The sequence below is a fragment of the Streptomyces sp. NPDC088733 genome (assembly GCF_044751185.1).
Lineage (GTDB): Bacteria > Actinomycetota > Actinomycetes > Streptomycetales > Streptomycetaceae > Actinacidiphila.
Map to the genome: position 1 here is coordinate 190,620 of NZ_JBIVLH010000011.1, position 15,321 is coordinate 205,940.

A 15,321-nucleotide genomic window follows, 5' to 3' on the forward strand; every position below is an offset into this window, starting at 1 on the left:
CAGGTGCCCGACGACCCCTTGCGGGCCGGATTCCTCTGCTTGACCATAGGAATCGTGACCAGCACTGAGATCAAGGACCTGGAGTACCTTCCGGGCTTCGGCAACGAGCACGTCAGCGAGGCCGTGCCGGGCGCTGTCCCGGTGGGCCGCAACTCCCCGCAGCGCGCCCCGCTCGGGTTGTACGCGGAGCAGCTGAGCGGCACCGCGTTCACCGAGCCGCGGCACCACAACCGCCGCTCGTGGCTGTACCGCATCCGCCCCTCGGCCGCTCATCCGCCCTTCCGGCGGATCGCGAACGGCGCGCTGCGCAGCGCGCCGTTCCAGGAGACCGAGGCCGATCCCAACCGGCTGCGCTGGAGTCCGCTGCCGATACCGCAGGGCCCGGCGGACTTCGTGGACGGCCTGGTCACGGTCGGCGGCAACGGCGACGTGCTGCGCCGCGAGGGCATCGGCATCCACTGGTACGCCGCCAACCGCTCGATGGACGCCCGGGTGTTCTCGTCCTCCGACGGCGAGCTGCTGATCGTGCCGGAGCGCGGCGGCCTGCTGCTGCGCACCGAACTCGGCCTGCTGGCCGCCGAGCCGGGGCACGTCGCGCTCGTCCCGCGCGGGGTGCGCTTCCGCGTCGAGCTGCTGGACGCCGACGCGCGCGGCTACGTCTGCGAGAACTACGGGCAGCACTTCCGCCTCCCCGACCTCGGCCCCATCGGGGCGAACGGACTGGCGCACGCCCGGGACTTCATGGCACCCGTCGCCGCGTACGAGGACCGCGAGGAGCCGGTGGAGGTGGTCAACAAGTTCGGCGGCAACCTCTGGGCCGCCGAGTACGACCACTCGCCGCTGGACGTCGTGGGCTGGCACGGCAACCTGGTGCCGTACGTGTACGACCTGCGCCGCTTCAATGTGCTCGGCTCGGTCAGCTGGGACCACCCCGACCCGTCGATCTACACGGTGCTGACCTCGCCGTCCGACACCCCGGGCCTGGCCAACGCCGACTTCGTGGTCTTCGCGCCGCGCTGGCTGGTCGGCGAGGACACCTTCCGCCCGCCGTACTTCCACCGCAATGTGATGAGCGAGTTCATGGGGCTCGTGGAGGGGGCGTACGACGCCAAGGCCGAGGGCTTCGTGCCCGGCGGCGCCTCGCTGCACAACATGATGTCGGCGCACGGCCCGGACCGGACGACCTTCGACAGGGCCAGCGGTGCGGAGCTGGTACCGCAGAAGATCGACGACGGGCTGGCGTTCATGTTCGAGACGCGCTGGCCGGTCGTGCCCACGGCGCAGGCGCTGGCGGCGGAGCATCTGCAGCGGGGGTACGACGACGTGTGGCGGGGGCTTGAGCGACACTTCAGGCCATGACGACGAGCCCCGGCCTCTTCGCCCCCGACTCGCTGGTCCTGAACCGCAAGCTCCCCTTGTGGTACCAGGTGTCGCAGTCGCTGCGCGCCTCGATACTCGGCCGCCGGCCGGACGCCCCGCTGCGGCTGCCGACCGAGGACGTCCTGGCGGGGCACTACGGGGTGAGCGTGCTGACCATGCGGCAGGCGCTCAAGGAGCTGGAGGAGGAGGGGCTGATCAGCCGGCACCGCCGGCGCGGCACGTTCATCGAGCCGGCGGCGCGGCGCGGTGCCCCGGTCCGGCTGCTGGGCTCGGTCGACGCGATCGTGGCCCAGCAGTCCGGGGAGCGCACGAGCGTGCTCGGGCACGGCCCCGAACCGGTACCCGCGGAGTACGCCGAGTACTTCCCCGGGGTGGCCGGGACGATGGCGTACCGCAGGCTGCGGTGCGACGAGAGCGGTGAGCCGGTCAACTGGGCGGAGAACTTCGTGCTGCCCGAGCTGGCGGAGCGGATCGACCTGGCGGACCTCGCCCGCTGGCCAATGACGAAGGTGCTGCGGGACGCCCTGGGGGTGCGGATCAGCCGGATCACCGACACCGTGGAGGCCCGCCTCGCCGACCCGGACACCGCGCGCCTGCTGCGGGTGCCGCTGCTCAGCCCGATCCTGCACTGCACGGGGGTGAGCTACGACGAGTCGGGACGCGTCGTCGACGTCGTGCGCATCCACTACCGCGGGGACCGCTTCTCCTTCACCGTCACGATGGAGGCACCCTGAGGGGCCTTCGAGGACACGTGAGATCCGCCCCGTCGCGGGAGAACGGTCCAGGGGCGGGCTGACTGCCTGCCCCAGGACTCGCGGGTCGGCCGACCGGTCCGGGGGCGCTATGACGGAGCGCTGATCACCGTCAGGTACTCCTCGGTGCGGAAGCCGACCGACCGGTACACGGACTCGCCCTTCTCCGACGCGTACAGGTAGGCCGTACCGGCACCTGCGGCGAAGCCCGAACGGACCAGTTCCAGCGTGACGGCGCTTGCGAATCCACGCCGCCTGTGGCCCGGCAGCGTGGCGATGTTGAAGATACCTGTCAGGTCACCAGAGGTAGCCGTCATGCCCGTTCCCACGGGCACACCGTCCAGCTCCGCAAGGTAGAACGTCATCCTGTCGACCGTCGCCAGGGAAGGATCGGCGAAAACCCGCAGCATCTCGTACGGCACTTCGAAGCCCTCCGCCACGGTCCTGGCGTACAGGTCCAGTTCGTCGCGCGGCACGGCCCGTATGCGCAGACCGTCAACGACCGGCTCCTTCGGCAACCCTTGGTCGCAGTGGCGGATCATGAGGGGCTGCCGCTCGAACCGGGTCAGCCCGTGCCGCGCGGCGGCCTCGGCGACCATCGGACTCGGAACCCCTCGGACGTGGATGCTCCAGGGAAAATCCCACGGGCTCCCCGCGGCCGCCAACGCCGTGATCTCATCGGCGCTCGGCCCCAGGCTCGGACTGATCATCGCGTTCAGCGGCGCGATCGCTGCGCCGGTGATTGCGAGCACGGCACCCTGCGGACCTCTGCTCGCGCGTCCGGTAACAGCGGTGGCAAGGGTCTCGAACATGGCGGCATAAGCCGATACGAAAGAAATCAGCCGGTCGTCTGTTTGACTCATGAGGAGACCTTAAACAATGCCGCACAAGAGACGGAGACAGGGATCTCGATGACCGGGTCCCCGGCAGCCCGCTCAACACCTTCCCCCCTGCCACCAGCGCTTTCCGTCCGACCGCAAAATGCCACGGCTCCGGCTGCGAATGGTGGATCTCGAGGAGGAACACAGTGCGCGCCGCAGGCCGTGACATTCCACTTGCCATCAGAACCAGGCACTCCGCACGTTATCCCGGAATCGCCGAACGCACAAAAAACTTTCACTTGATGAAAATCAAATGCGCTGCCTCTCGCGCGAAGCGTTTCCGAAGCAATGAAGTCGGTCCGCCTCGGCAACCAAGATCACCCGTTCAACCGGCGGCTTCACAGGTGGGCCAGGCCCGACATGCCGCGATCCCCGCAACCCCCTGGCCCTCCTCGGCCTCGCCACCGCCTTCTGCTGCGGCAAACGGCTCGTCCGCCTCACCGCACAGGACGCGGTCTCAGTAGCATGCTCGCGGTGAGCGATGAAGCGCCGACGCTGGCAGACCTGATGCCGTGGTCCACCGCGCCCCTGCGCCTGGGGCGCTCCTGGGTGCTGGCTCCCGAGGCCGCCACTCTCACCGCCCGCTGGGACCGGCTGCTGCGCGCCGAGGGGGACGAGCGTGAGCGCCTGTTCCAGCCGTCTCGGGCGCGTACGACGCACACCGGCGTCGCCCAGCTGCCCGGCCACCCCGTGTCCACCGCGCGGCTGGAGCGCGAGGACGGGCCGTGCGCCGAGCCGGTACGGGTGCTGCACGGCCCGTACGACCAGCAGTGGCTGCTGCCCGACCAGCGGCTGATCGACGCCGCCCGCCCGGAGCTGTGGCGCGTCGCGGACGACACCCACCAGCTGTACGCGGTCGAGCTCGCCCGGCTGCCGCAGGTCCCGGGGCCACCGCTGACCTTCTCGGCGCTGCTGCCCGACGGGCACTCCCCCGCCGGCCGGCCCGGCCGCGTCCGTCCGCTCTTCCGCCGCCCCGGCGGGGCCGACCCCAACTTCGCGCCCGGGCTGCTCGCCCATCTCGCGGCCCGGCTCGGCGTGCCGGTCCCGGCGCAGGACATGCTGGCCTGGATCGCCGCGACGGGCACGGCCGGCGGCCCGGTCGAGGTGCCGCTGACCGCCGACCCGGAGCTGTGGGCGCAGGGCGTCGCGCTCGGCCGCCGGCTGCTCTGGCTGCACACACGCGGTGCACGGTACGCCGATCCGGCGGCGGACCGGCCCGCGGGCCATCCCCGGCTGCCGGGCGGCCGGCGGCCGTACGTGCGGGCCGCCCTGCCGGACGTGCCGCGGGAGCCGCCCTCCTGGGACGCGCAGGAGGAGGCGCTGGTGGTCGGGGACGGGCGGATCGCCCCGGTGCCGGAGGCGGCCTGGGAGTTCCACGCGGGCGGCACCCGGGTGCTGGAGACCTGGTTCGCCCTGCGTACGGAGCCGGGGGCGGCGGGCACGCTGGACGCCGTTCGCCCGGCGTACTGGCCGCGCGCCCGCACGACCGAACTGCTGGAGCTGATCAGCGTGCTGGCGCTGCTGGCGGAGGAGCGGCCGCGCCGCAGGGCCCTGGCCGCACGGGTGGCCGTGGGCCCCCTCGTCGGGGCCGGGGAGTTGCGGGCGGCGCGTGTCCTGCCGGTGCCGGAGGCAGCGCGGCGTCCGGCGTCCGTGCTCGATCACCACGAGGAGGGCCCGGACGGGCAGTTCGTGCTGCTCTGACCCGCCGGGCCGCTCGCCGTCTCGACATGACTATGTGACCATCTGGCCACAAGTCGACATGACAACAGGCCCGGAGGAACACACCGACACGTCGCATGGGCGGCGTGGTGCCGGGACGGTGTGTTCGCCCGAGCCTGTTCGCGTACGCAAGCGTCAGGGACGCCCTCGGGTCAGCCGCGGCCCCCGAAGAGCGAGCGCCGCAGCCGCCGCAGCGGTGCGAACAGCGACACACGGGCTCCACGGTTCGCGTTCGTCCGCACGTGGTCGCGCGAGGTCAGCTCACGCATCAGCAGCGTGGCCTCCTCCGCCTCCCGCTGCGGCGCGGCCGGACCGGCCAGCACCGAAAGATGGCGGTCGAGCCGCGCACTGGACGTGCTGCTCCCGCAGGTGATGGCAGGCACTCGCGCCCTGCCTCGCATTGCTATCTGATCCATGACACTCCCCACCCATTCGAGGGCACCCGGCACCGGGCAGGGTAACCCTATCGTCCCGTGGCGTCACCTACGCATCCCCGTTACCGGATTCACCTGTACGTCAAGGGGGTTGACGGTCATGCGTCGATTCCGAGGGCCAGCAGGGGCAGTTGGGCCACCGGGTCCGCGGTGGGCTGCGGCGATCCGCCACTCGGCTCAATCGTCACGGTGAAGGCGTACGACCTCCCGTCCAGCCCGGAGGCGACCAGCGGCCCGGGCGTGTCGCCCGCGCCCGGACCGTCCTCGAGCACCCCGATCGAGCGGTACGCCTCGGGGCGCTCGCTGACCAGCCACACCTGGTAGACCCGCCCCTCGGCCGGACGGGGCAGGCCCTGCACCGTCACCACCGCCCGCCGCAGCGCCCGCGAGCAGACCGCGGTCATGCCGCGGCCGTGGTCGTCGCTCGTGTAGGCGGGCCGTGCGTCGCTCGCGGTCAGCACCTCGGTGACCGCCCGCGTACGCGCCCGTTCCCGCTCCAGCTGCTCCCCGCTGCGGTGGAGCAGGACGCCCAGCACCGCGGCGAGGGCGAGCGCGGCGGCCGCGGCCGATGCCGCCAGGCGGACCGCCGGGGGCCTGCCCCAGCGCCACCGGTGGTGCGCTCCGGGGCGTGCGCCCCTTTCCCACCGCGGACCGCCGGTGTGCTCCAGGACGACCTCCCCCGGAGCCGTCACCACGTCCGCCGGCGCGGCGCCGCCCAGCCACACCGTGCTCTCCCCGCCCGGTCCGCCCGATCGTTCCAGTCCGCCCACCCGCTGCGCGCAGGCGTCGCAGCGCAGCAGATGGGCCTCGAACCGGCGCGCTTCGCGGGGCCCCAGGGCGTCCAGGGCGTAGGGCTCGGCCAGTTCGTGCACGGGGCGTCTCATCTCGCTCCCCTGCTTTCCTTCGGGCTCCGGTCCGGCGCCGGCTCCGGTCCGGCGCGGGCTCCGGCGCCCGTACCGCCTCCGGCCCCAACTCCGGGGCCGAGCACTCCGGTTGGCCCCATTATCACGTGACAAATCTGTGACGCAAATTCATCGGGCTCCGCCAATCCGCCCCGCCCCCCGGTCCCGAACACCTCTCGCAGGACCTCTTCCAAGGGGGAGGGGCCGCACTCGCGAAGGACCGACGCGATGACCGCAGAACTCAGGAACAGGCTCATGGCCCGGATCGGGCGATCCCGTGCGATCGCCCTGATCACGGCGGGCACCCTGGCCGCGGGGGGGCTCGCCGCGGCGGGCGCCACCGTGCTGGCACCGGACGCCGCGGAGGCCTCCAGCCACCGGGAGGCGCCGCTGATCTCGGGCCAGCCGCAGTACGACACCACGGACGTCTACGCGTTCGTCAGCCCCGACCGCCCGGACACCACCACGCTGGTGGCGAACTGGATCCCGTTCGAGGACCCGGCCGGCGGCCCGAACTTCTACAAGTTCGCCGACGACGCCCAGTACGACATCCACATCGACAACGACGGCGACGCCCAGGGCGACTACCTCTACCGGTGGACGTTCCAGGACCACGTCCGCAACAAGAAGACGTTCCTCTACAACACCGGCCCGGTCACCAGCCTCGGCGACCCGGACCTGAACTTCTTCCAGACGTACGACATCGACCTGTTCCGGCTGCACAACCAGCACGTGACCGGCCGCTACAAGGTCGCGAACGACGTGCCGGTGGCGCCGTCCAACGTCGGCAAGGCGTCGATGCCGGACTACAACGCCCTGCGGCAGCAGGCCGTCAAGGAGCTGGGCCGCGGCACGACGGCCTTCGCCGGCCAGTCCGACGACCCCTTCTTCCTGGACCTGCGGGTCTTCGACCTGCTCTACGGAGGCAATCTCTCCGAGGTCGGCGACGACACCCTCAAGGGCTACAACGTCAACACGATCGCCCTCCAGGTCCCGACCGCCGCGATACGCCAGTCCGCGAAGCAGCCGGTCGTCGGCATCTGGTCCACCACCCAGCGGCGCACCGCGAACGGGGACTGGGCGCAGGTCTCCCGGCTCGGCATGCCCCTGGTGAACGAGGTGGTCAACCCCCTCAAGGACAAGGACAGGTTCAACGCCTCGTCGCCCTGGAACGACGCGCAGTTCCTCAAGAACGTGACCGAGCCCGAGCTGCCGAAGCTCATCGAGGGCATCTACAAGATCAAGGCTCCGGCCACCCCGCGCAACGACCTCGTCCAGGTCTTCCTCACCGGCGTGCCCAAGCTCAACCAGCCGCCGCACGTCCGCCCGTCGGAGATGCTGCGGCTCAACACGGCGGTCCCGCCCGCCGCGCAGCCCAAGCGGCTCGGCGTCCTCGACGGCGACACCGCCGGCTTCCCGAACGGGCGCCGGCTGACCGACGACGTCGTGGACATCGCGCTCCAGGTGGTCGAGGGCGAACTCGTCGGTGCCAAGAACGACCTCGGTGACGCGGTCAACGCCAACGACCGGGCCTTCGGGGCGAACTTCCCCTATGTCGCCCTGCCGAGTTCCGGTTCGGACGGCCCGCTGGCGAAGGCGGCGACGACCGACTCGTCCCGGACCGACGGGGTGACCCAGCTCAACGCCGGCGGCCTGATGCAGGGTCCCGGCGGCGGCAACACCGTCCTGATCGCCTCCGCCGCCTCCGGCGGCGCGGGTGTGCTGCTCGTCGGCGCCGCACTGGTGTGGTGGCGCATGCGCCGCCGCCCGGTCCGCGCCCGCGCCCACCGGGCCTGACCGCCGGTCCCGCTCCCGGCCGGGGCGTGACTCCCCTCGCCCCGGCCGGGGCTCCCACCCACCCGAAAGGCAGGCAGCCATGGACGCACCGCCCCTGGGCCGGCTGCGCACCGCCGTCCTCTTCACCGCGCTGGCGCTGGGCCTGGCGCTGGCGCTCACCGCGGGTGCGCTGGTGCTCGGCGGCTCCCCCGGCCGGGCCGGCGACCGGACCGGACCGGCGGCGGCAGCCGCGCGGACCGGTGACGCCCCGCTGGACCGGCTCGCGGCAGGAGACCTCGCGGGCGGCATCGCGGGGCTCCAGAAGCACCTGCGCGCCCAGCCGGAGGACTCCTCCGGGTGGGCGGTGCTCGGAGCGGCCTACGTCGAGCAGGCCCGCACCTCCGGCGACCCCACCCGCTACCCGCAGGCCGCGGCGGCACTCGCCCGCTCGCTGCGGATCACCCCCGACGGCAACGACGCCGCGCTCGCCGGGCAGGCCGCCCTCGCCGCCGCCCGCCACGACTTCCGCACCGCCCTGAGCGCCGCCGACCGCGCCCTGCGCACCAACCCCTGGAACGAACGCGCGCTGGCGGTCCGGGTGGACGCCCTGGTCGAACTCGGCCGGTACGGCGCCGCGCTGGCCGCCGCCGAGCACGCCGACGCGCTGCGGCCCGGCATCCCCGTCTTCACCCGCCTCGCGTACGTCCACGAACTGCGGGGGGACGCCGCGGGCGCCCGCCGTGTCCTGACCCGGGCCCTGGACTCCGCGAGCACACCCGGCGACACCGCCTACGTCGCCACGGCGCTGGGCCAGCTCGCGTGGAGCCAGGGCCACTACGCGGAGGCACTGGGCCAGTACGCCACCGCCCTGCGCGCGTCCCCCGGCTACCTGCCGGCGATCGAGGGCCGCGGCCGGACGTACGCCGCGCGCGGCGACCGCGCCAGGGCCGTCCGCGACCTGGCCGAGGTCGTGCGCCGCTACCCGCTCCCCGCCCAACTCGCCGAGCTGGGCGAGCTGTACGAGGCCGCCGGGCAGCCGGGCAGGGCCCGGGAGCAGTTCGCGGTGGTCGGCACCTGGATCGCGCTCGCCAAGGCGAACGGCGTCGCGACGGACCTGGACGCGGCCCTGGTCGCCGCGGACCACGGCGACGCGCGCGAGGCGCTGCGCGCCGCCCGCGCGGAGTGGGCGCGCCGGCAGACCGTGCACACCGCCGACGCCCTCGCCTGGGCCCTGCACGTCAACGGCCGCGACCGGGAGGCCCTGCCGTACGCGGAGCGCTCCTCCGCGCCCGGCTACCGCAACGCGGCCTTCCTGTACCACCGCGGTGTCATCGAGGCCGCCCTCGGCAAGCGGCAGGAGGCTCACGCGTCGCTGGCCGCCGCCCTGCGCCTGAACCCCGGTTTCTCCCCGACCGGCGCCCCCGCCGCCCGCGCGGCCCTCGCTCGCACCGAAGGAGACCCGTCATGATCCGGCGCAGGACGGCCGCGGCGGCCGCTGTGGCGGCAGCCGCCGCCGCGCTGGCGATACTGCCCGCCGGGCAGGCGCAGGCGCACCCGCTCGGCAACTTCACCGTCAACCGCTACGACGGACTGGTCGTCGCGCCCGGCACGCTGCGTGTCGACCACGTCGAGGACCTCGCGGAGATCCCCGCCGCCCAAGCGGTCCCGGCCGTCGACCGGAACGGCGACAACACCCTGGCGAAGCCGGAGTTGGCGGCCTGGGCGCGCGAGCGCTGCGGCGCCGCGGCGGACGGCGCACGGGCCGCGGCGGACGGGCGGGGCGTCCCGGTCCGGGTGGACGCGGCGAGCGCCGCCGTACGGCCGGGGCAGGCGGGGCTGACGACGCTGCGCGTGGAGTGCCGGCTGACGGCGCCCCTGCCCCGCGCCGGGTCGGTCGCGCTGACGTACCGTCCGGCCGACATCGGCACCGGGCCCGGCTGGCGGGAGATCACGGCGCGCGGCGACCGCATGACGCTCGCCGCCGCCGACGTGCCCGGCGCTTCGGTGTCACGGCGTCTGACGGCCTACCCGGGGGACCTGCTGTCCTCCCCCGCCGACGAGCGGTCGGCGCGGCTGCGCGTGACGCCCGGCGGGCCGGCGCTCGGCGCCGCGGCGGACCCGGGCACCGCGGCGCCCGGGAGCGGTGTGCTGCCGCGCGGCGCGGACCGCTGGACACAGGCGCTCACCGGGCTGGTGTCCCGGCACGCGCTCACCCCGGGCTTCGCCGCGCTGGCCCTGCTCACGGCGCTGGCGCTGGGCGCGATGCACGCGCTCGCCCCCGGTCACGGGAAGACGCTGATGGCCGCCGCGGCGGCGGCGGGCGGCCGCCGTTCGCGGCGCGACATGGTCGCCCTCGGCGCGTCGGTGACGGTCACGCACACGCTCGGGGTGTTCGGGCTGGGCCTGCTGGTGACGACGGGGTCGGCCGCCGCGCCCTCGGTCATCGCCTGGCTGGGCATCGCCAGCGGCGTCCTGGTCGCCTTCGCGGGGGCGGCGCTGCTCCGCAGGGCGTGGCGGCTGCGGGGCCGGAACCACGAGCACAGCCACGGGCACGATCACGGCCACTCCCACGGCCCCACGCACGCCCCGCACCACCACCCCCGCACACCCCCAGGCACCGCCACAGCCACAGCCGTCCTGACCGCCGAGGCCCCGGCGCCGGCAGCCCACCCGCACCCGCACCCCCACCCGCACGTCCACGAGGCCCGGCCCACCCTCCGCGGCACGATCCTGCTCGGCTTCGCGGGCGGTCTGGTTCCCAGCCCGTCAGCCGTCGTCGTGCTCGTCGGCGCCGCGGCGCTCGGCCAGGCGTGGTTCGGCTTCCTGCTGGTGCTGGCGTACGGCGCGGGCCTGGCCGCCACGCTCACGGCGGCGGGTTTCGCCGTCGTGCGCCTGGGCCGGCTGGCCGGCCGGGCGTCGCTGCGGCAAGAGCTGTTCCGGGGTCGGGTGTTGACGGCGGCGCGTCGTCTGGTGCCGCTGGCGACCGCGTCGGTGGTGCTGGTGCTCGGCTGCGGCCTGGTGCTCAGGGGCGCGGCGGCGACCCTCGGTTGAGACGGCGGGGGAGGTTCCCGTCTAAAGGGTTCGCCCGGTGGGAAGTTCGGTCATGCTGGGCAGCGGGCGCGACGAAGGGGGGAACCGCCGATGACACGGGTCGTGGCGGAGCGCTACCGGTTGATCGGCGAACTCGGCCGCGGCGGCATGGGCGTGGTCTGGCTCGCCCGTGACGAGCTGCTGGGCCGCGAGGTGGCGATCAAGGAGGTCAAGGCGCCGCCGGGGTTCGACGAGCACGACACCGCGCGCCTCTACGCGAGGCTGGAGCAGGAGGGCCGCGCCGCCGCGCGGGTGGAGCACCCGAACGTGGTCAAGGTCTACGACGTGGCGATGGCGGACGGCAACCCGTGGATCGTCATGGAGCTGGTCCGCGGTCTGACGCTGGCCGACGTGCTCGACGCCGAGGGGCCCATGGCGCCGCGCCGGGCGGCGGACATCGGGTCCAAGGTGCTGGCCGCGCTGCGGGTCGCGCACGCCGCCGGTGTGCTGCACCGGGACGTCAAGCCCGGCAATGTGCTGATCGGCAACGACGGCCGGGTGGTGCTCAGCGACTTCGGCATCGCGATGATCGAGGGCACCTCGGCGCTCACCCGTACCGGCGAACTGGTCGGCTCGCCCGAGTTCCTGGCGCCGGAGCGCGCGCTGGGGCGCCGCCCCGGCCCGGCGTCCGACCTGTGGTCGCTGGGCGTGCTGCTGTACGTCGCGGTGGAGGGCGGTTCGCCCTTCCGGCGCGACACGGCGCTGAGCACGATGCGCGCGGTCGTGGACGAACCGCTGCCGCCGCCCCGGCGGGCGGGCCCGCTCGGGCCGCTGATCGCGGGGCTGCTGGAGAAGGACCCGGCGGCCCGGCTGCCCGCCGCGGAGGCGGGGCGGCAGCTGGACGCCGTGGCGTCCGGGCGCTCGCCGGGACCGGGCACGGTCGCCGCGGCCTACGCGCCGACCGAGGCCGCCCTGACCGTCACCGCGCCGCAGCCGTTGCGCGACCGGGAGCGGGAGCGCACGCCGGTGCGCATGACGCCCCTCGGTGCGCCCCCGGGTGACGGGCCGCCGGCCGCCGGCGCGACCGGGCGGCCCCGGCGCGCGGTCGTGGCGCTGGTGGCCGGGGTGCTCGCCCTGGTGCTGGGGGCGGGCGGCGCCGCGTACGCGCTGCTGAACGACGACGGGGGCGGCGCGGCCGGCTCCGGGTCGGCGACCACGACGGGCGGTACCAACGACGCGGTCGTGACCTCCCCCGCGGTGACGACGGACGGCGGGGCCTCCTCACCGGCCGCCTCCTCGCCGTCCGGCGGCACGGGCTCCGCGTCACCCTCCGGCAGTCACGGCGCGGGCTCGGGGACGTCCTCCGGCACGTCGCACCCGCCGGTCCGGGTGAACGTCCATGTCTCCGTCCACGCGGTGCGGGACAGCTGGACGGGCACCTGCCCGCCGCCGGAGGCGGAGGCGCCGGCCTTCTCCGCGGTCGTGACGGTGGACCGGACCCCCGCGAGGGTCTCGTACCGCTGGCGGACGGTGAGCGGGACCGGCGGGGACCCGGTCTGGCGGACGCTGGACTTCCCGGCCGGCGGGGACAGCAGCCGCACGGTCGAGCACGTCGAGCTGTCCTACCTGCCGGACGCCACCTGGGAGGACTCGATGACGCTGGAGATCGGCGCTCCGGTGGCGCTGGTGTCGGAACGCGTCCCGTTCACCGTCACGTGCCGCGCGGCCTCCCCGTCGGTGTCCTCGTCGTCGTCGCCGTCCCCCACGGGCACGGCCGCCTCTCCCTGACCACCCCGCGTACGGGGGCCGGGCGCCGGCCCCCGTAAGGCACGGGTGCGCCGCGGGTCAGGCGGCCGCGGTGAACACCGGGAGATAGCCGCCGGACTGGCCGGCGGCGGTGGGGTGGTACGACTCGTAGACCGGGATCGTCAGGCTGTGCAGCCACGCCGATCCGGCGCACAGTTCGTGGCCGCCGAAGGTGCCGCGGACGTCGCCGAAGGCGAAGCCGTGGTCGGCGGCGCGCTTGGCGGTGACGGTGTCGAGGAGGTCGGCGGCGGCGTTGATCGCCTTGCGCTTGGCCTGGGTGAGGCCGATGCAGGACGTCCCCAGCCGGTAGAAGTGGGGATAGCCGACGACGACCACGCGGGCCGCCGGCGCCCGGTCGGCGATGGCGTCGTAGACCGCGTCCAGGCGGGCCGGGAGCCGGTTCTCGATGTAGTCGCGGGCCTGGTCGATCCGGTCCAGGCAGGCGCTGGACACGCTGAGCAGGCAGGTGGTCATGACGCCGACAAAGCCTGCGTCGTTGCCGCCGACGGTGACGCTGACCAGCGTCGTGGCGGCGTTCAGCGGCCCGAGCTGGCGGTTGATCACATCGGTGGTGGTGGCACCGGAACAGGCGGTGAAAGAGAACCCGGACGGAGTATGCGTGTCGGCCCACAGGCGGGGGTACGCCCTGCTGCTGCGGTAGCAGCCGCCGCTGGAGGTCTGGTACCTCCCCGCGCCGACGCCCGAGGCGTAGGAGTCGCCGAGGGCCACGTACACGGGGCCCGCGGCGTGTGCCGGGCCGGCACCGGTCAGGGCGAGTGCGGCGGCGAGGACGAACGCGGACGCGGCTGACGCGAATCGGGACAGTCTCATGCAATCTCCCTTAGCAGGATCCCCGCCGCGCCGCGCGTCCCGCCTGACACCCCGCCAGCGACGTGCCGGTGCCGAAGCGGTGGACGCCCCGGGCCTGCGCGTCTCAGGGGGGCGCCCCGCCGTATCGAACAAACCGCCGCCCGCCGCCGGGCAGTTCGGGGGAAATCGTCCACCTCTGCCCGGCCCGCCACCCGGTCCGGTCGGGGCGGCCGCTTCTGTTCCCTCCTTCCTTGACGCCCGCGCCCGAATTGAGCGACATTGAACGTCTGCATCCGGCGTTTTGGGGGGCAAAGTCGCCAATGCAACCAACGCACACAGACAACGCGTCCGGTCACCCGATCGGCAAGGAATCACTACCGCTGCTCGCGGGCGCCGCCGTGGGAGTCGGCGGGGTCGGCGCGGTGCTCGCGCTCGCGGACATCGCTTCGCCCGTCCGGGCGCCGTTCACCTTCTTCTTCCTGCTCGCCGCGCCGGCCGCGGCACTCGCCGCCGGGCTGCGCGGCCTCGACCCGCTCAGCCGGTCGGTGGTCGCCGTGGGCGGCACCGTCGTGATCGACCTGCTCGTGGCGCAGGGGATGCTCGCGCTGCACATGTGGTCGGTGCGCGGCGGGGTCGCCGCCGTGGCGGCGGTCAGTGCCGTGCTGTTCCTGCTGCCGCTCCTGCGGCACTCCCGTGGCCGGGCCGAGAGAAGGCGGACTCCGTAAAGTGGACATCACCGTGTACCGCCCCGGCGAGCTCACCGCCGCCGACCGGGCGGCCTGGACCCGCGTGCAGAGCCAGGCGGTCGCCATGGGCAGCCCGCAGCTCGGCAATCCCTTCCTGTCACCCGGCTTCACCTTCGCCGTGGCCCACCACCACCGGGGCGTGCGCGTCGCGGTGGTCCGCGAGGACGGCGACCCGGTCGCCTTCTTCCCGTTCCAGCGCTCGGCGGCCGGCGTGGGCCGGGCGATCGGGCTGGGGCTGTCGGACTGCCAGGGGCTCGTGCACCGGCCCGGGTTCCAGTGGGACGCCCGGGAGCTGCTGCGCGCCTGCGGGCTGGCCGTCTGGGAGTTCGACCACCTCGTGGAGGGCCAGAAGCCCTTCGAGGAGGGCGCGACCGGCACGTACGCCTCGCCCGTCATGGACGTCGAACAGGGCTACGAGGCGTATCTCGGCCATCTTCGCAGCCACTCGCCCAAGTTCGTGCGCACGACGCTCGCCAAGGAGCGCAAGCTCGGCCGGGACGTCGGCGAGGTGCGCTACGTGCACGACGAGCGCGACGTCGGCGCGCTGCGCACGCTGATGGGGTGGAAGTCGGCGCAGTACCGAAGAACCGGGCGCAGCGACCGCTTCGCGCGGCCCTGGATCGTCGACCTGGTGGAGCATCTCTTCCACACGCGCGAGGAGTCCTTCAGCGGCCTGCTGTCGGTGCTGTACGCGGGCGACCGGCCGATCGCCGCACACTTCGGGATGCGCACGCCGGCGGTGCTGGCCTGCTGGTTCCCGGCGTACGACCCGCAGTTCTCGAAGTACTCGCCGGGGCTGGTGCTGCATCTGCGGATGGCGCAGGGAGCGGCGGCCGACGGGGTGGCCCATCTCGACCTCGGGCGCGGCCACAAGGAGTACAAGGAATCCCTGAAGACCCGCGACCTGACCGTCTCGGAGGGCTGGGTGACCCGGCCGCACCCGGTGGCGCTGGGCCACCGCGCCCGGCGTGCGCCGGTGCGCGCCCTGCGCAACGCGGTCACGGCGCACCCCGTCCTGCGCGAGCCGGCCGACCGATTCCTCAAGCGTATGGGGCGGTTGCGCGCCGGTGCACGATAACGGACAT

General features: G+C 74.0%; 13 protein-coding genes. 9 read left to right on the forward strand and 4 right to left on the reverse strand.

The genetic code is table 11. The annotated features are described in order from the left end of the window. Positions 1-45: 45 nt before the first annotated feature. Both hmgA and ACIP64_RS22020 read left to right on the forward strand, forming a co-directional pair. Positions 46-1,359 carry a homogentisate 1,2-dioxygenase gene (gene hmgA / locus ACIP64_RS22015; protein WP_401589491.1) on the forward strand — a complete coding sequence of 438 codons (1,314 nt, stop codon included), beginning with the start codon at positions 46-48 and terminating at the stop codon, positions 1,357-1,359. Next, complete coding sequence (locus ACIP64_RS22020; protein WP_401589277.1) at positions 1,356-2,114, forward strand: GntR family transcriptional regulator; 759 nt, start codon at positions 1,356-1,358, stop codon at positions 2,112-2,114. Before hmgA ends, ACIP64_RS22020 begins: the two co-directional genes overlap by 4 nt. Before the next feature lie 107 nt (positions 2,115-2,221). Here the strand turns inward: ACIP64_RS22020 and ACIP64_RS22025 are convergent, their stop codons facing one another. Continuing rightward, a complete protein-coding gene (locus ACIP64_RS22025; protein WP_401589279.1) occupies positions 2,222-2,995 on the reverse strand; it encodes a GNAT family N-acetyltransferase in 774 nt (257 codons plus the stop codon). 483 nt (positions 2,996-3,478) lie between these two features. On the opposite strand from ACIP64_RS22025, the gene ACIP64_RS22030 reads away from it, so the two are divergent. Continuing rightward, complete coding sequence (locus tag ACIP64_RS22030) at positions 3,479-4,714, forward strand: type ISP restriction/modification enzyme (protein WP_401589281.1); 1,236 nt, start codon at positions 3,479-3,481, stop codon at positions 4,712-4,714. A 170-nt stretch (positions 4,715-4,884) separates the two neighbouring features. On the opposite strand, the gene ACIP64_RS22035 is transcribed toward ACIP64_RS22030, so the two are convergent. Both ACIP64_RS22035 and ACIP64_RS22040 read right to left on the reverse strand, forming a co-directional pair. Next, complete coding sequence (locus ACIP64_RS22035) at positions 4,885-5,148, reverse strand: hypothetical protein (RefSeq protein ID WP_360906245.1); 264 nt, start codon at positions 5,146-5,148, stop codon at positions 4,885-4,887. A 116-nt stretch (positions 5,149-5,264) separates the two neighbouring features. After that, positions 5,265-6,050, reverse strand: a complete 786-nt coding sequence (locus ACIP64_RS22040) for an anti-sigma factor domain-containing protein (RefSeq protein WP_401589284.1) — start codon at positions 6,048-6,050, stop codon at positions 5,265-5,267. A 273-nt stretch (positions 6,051-6,323) separates the two neighbouring features. Between ACIP64_RS22040 and ACIP64_RS22045 the strand changes: the two genes are divergently transcribed. The 4 genes from ACIP64_RS22045 to ACIP64_RS22060 all read left to right on the forward strand — a co-directional run bounded on the left by ACIP64_RS22045 (position 6,324) and on the right by ACIP64_RS22060 (position 12,662). Beyond that, positions 6,324-7,865, forward strand: coding sequence for a DUF4331 domain-containing protein (locus tag ACIP64_RS22045; protein ID WP_401589494.1), 1,542 nt, complete (start codon positions 6,324-6,326; stop codon positions 7,863-7,865). Between the two features lie 79 nt (positions 7,866-7,944). Next, positions 7,945-9,312: a hypothetical protein gene (locus ACIP64_RS22050; protein ID WP_401589286.1), complete on the forward strand. Its 1,368-nt coding sequence runs from the start codon at positions 7,945-7,947 to the stop codon at positions 9,310-9,312. Next, positions 9,309-10,895, forward strand: a complete 1,587-nt coding sequence (locus ACIP64_RS22055) for a nickel transporter (RefSeq protein ID WP_401589288.1) — start codon at positions 9,309-9,311, stop codon at positions 10,893-10,895. Before ACIP64_RS22050 ends, ACIP64_RS22055 begins: the two co-directional genes overlap by 4 nt. Before the next feature lie 90 nt (positions 10,896-10,985). Beyond that, positions 10,986-12,662, forward strand: a complete 1,677-nt coding sequence (locus ACIP64_RS22060) for a protein kinase (protein WP_401589290.1) — start codon at positions 10,986-10,988, stop codon at positions 12,660-12,662. A gap of 57 nt (positions 12,663-12,719) precedes the next feature. On the opposite strand, the gene ACIP64_RS22065 is transcribed toward ACIP64_RS22060, so the two are convergent. After that, positions 12,720-13,511 (reverse strand): SGNH/GDSL hydrolase family protein, encoded by a 792-nt coding sequence (locus ACIP64_RS22065; protein WP_401589293.1) that lies wholly within the window; start codon positions 13,509-13,511, stop codon positions 12,720-12,722. 299 nt (positions 13,512-13,810) lie between these two features. Here ACIP64_RS22065 and ACIP64_RS22070 point away from each other — a divergent pair, with 299 nt between their 5' ends. Together ACIP64_RS22070 and ACIP64_RS22075 are read left to right on the forward strand one after the other, a co-directional pair. After that, on the forward strand, positions 13,811-14,215 hold the full coding sequence (locus ACIP64_RS22070) for a hypothetical protein (RefSeq protein ID WP_401589296.1): 405 nt from the start codon (positions 13,811-13,813) through the stop codon (positions 14,213-14,215). A gap of 1 nt (position 14,216) precedes the next feature. Next, positions 14,217-15,314, forward strand: coding sequence for a GNAT family N-acetyltransferase (locus ACIP64_RS22075; RefSeq protein WP_401589299.1), 1,098 nt, complete (start codon positions 14,217-14,219; stop codon positions 15,312-15,314). Positions 15,315-15,321 lie beyond the last annotated feature (7 nt).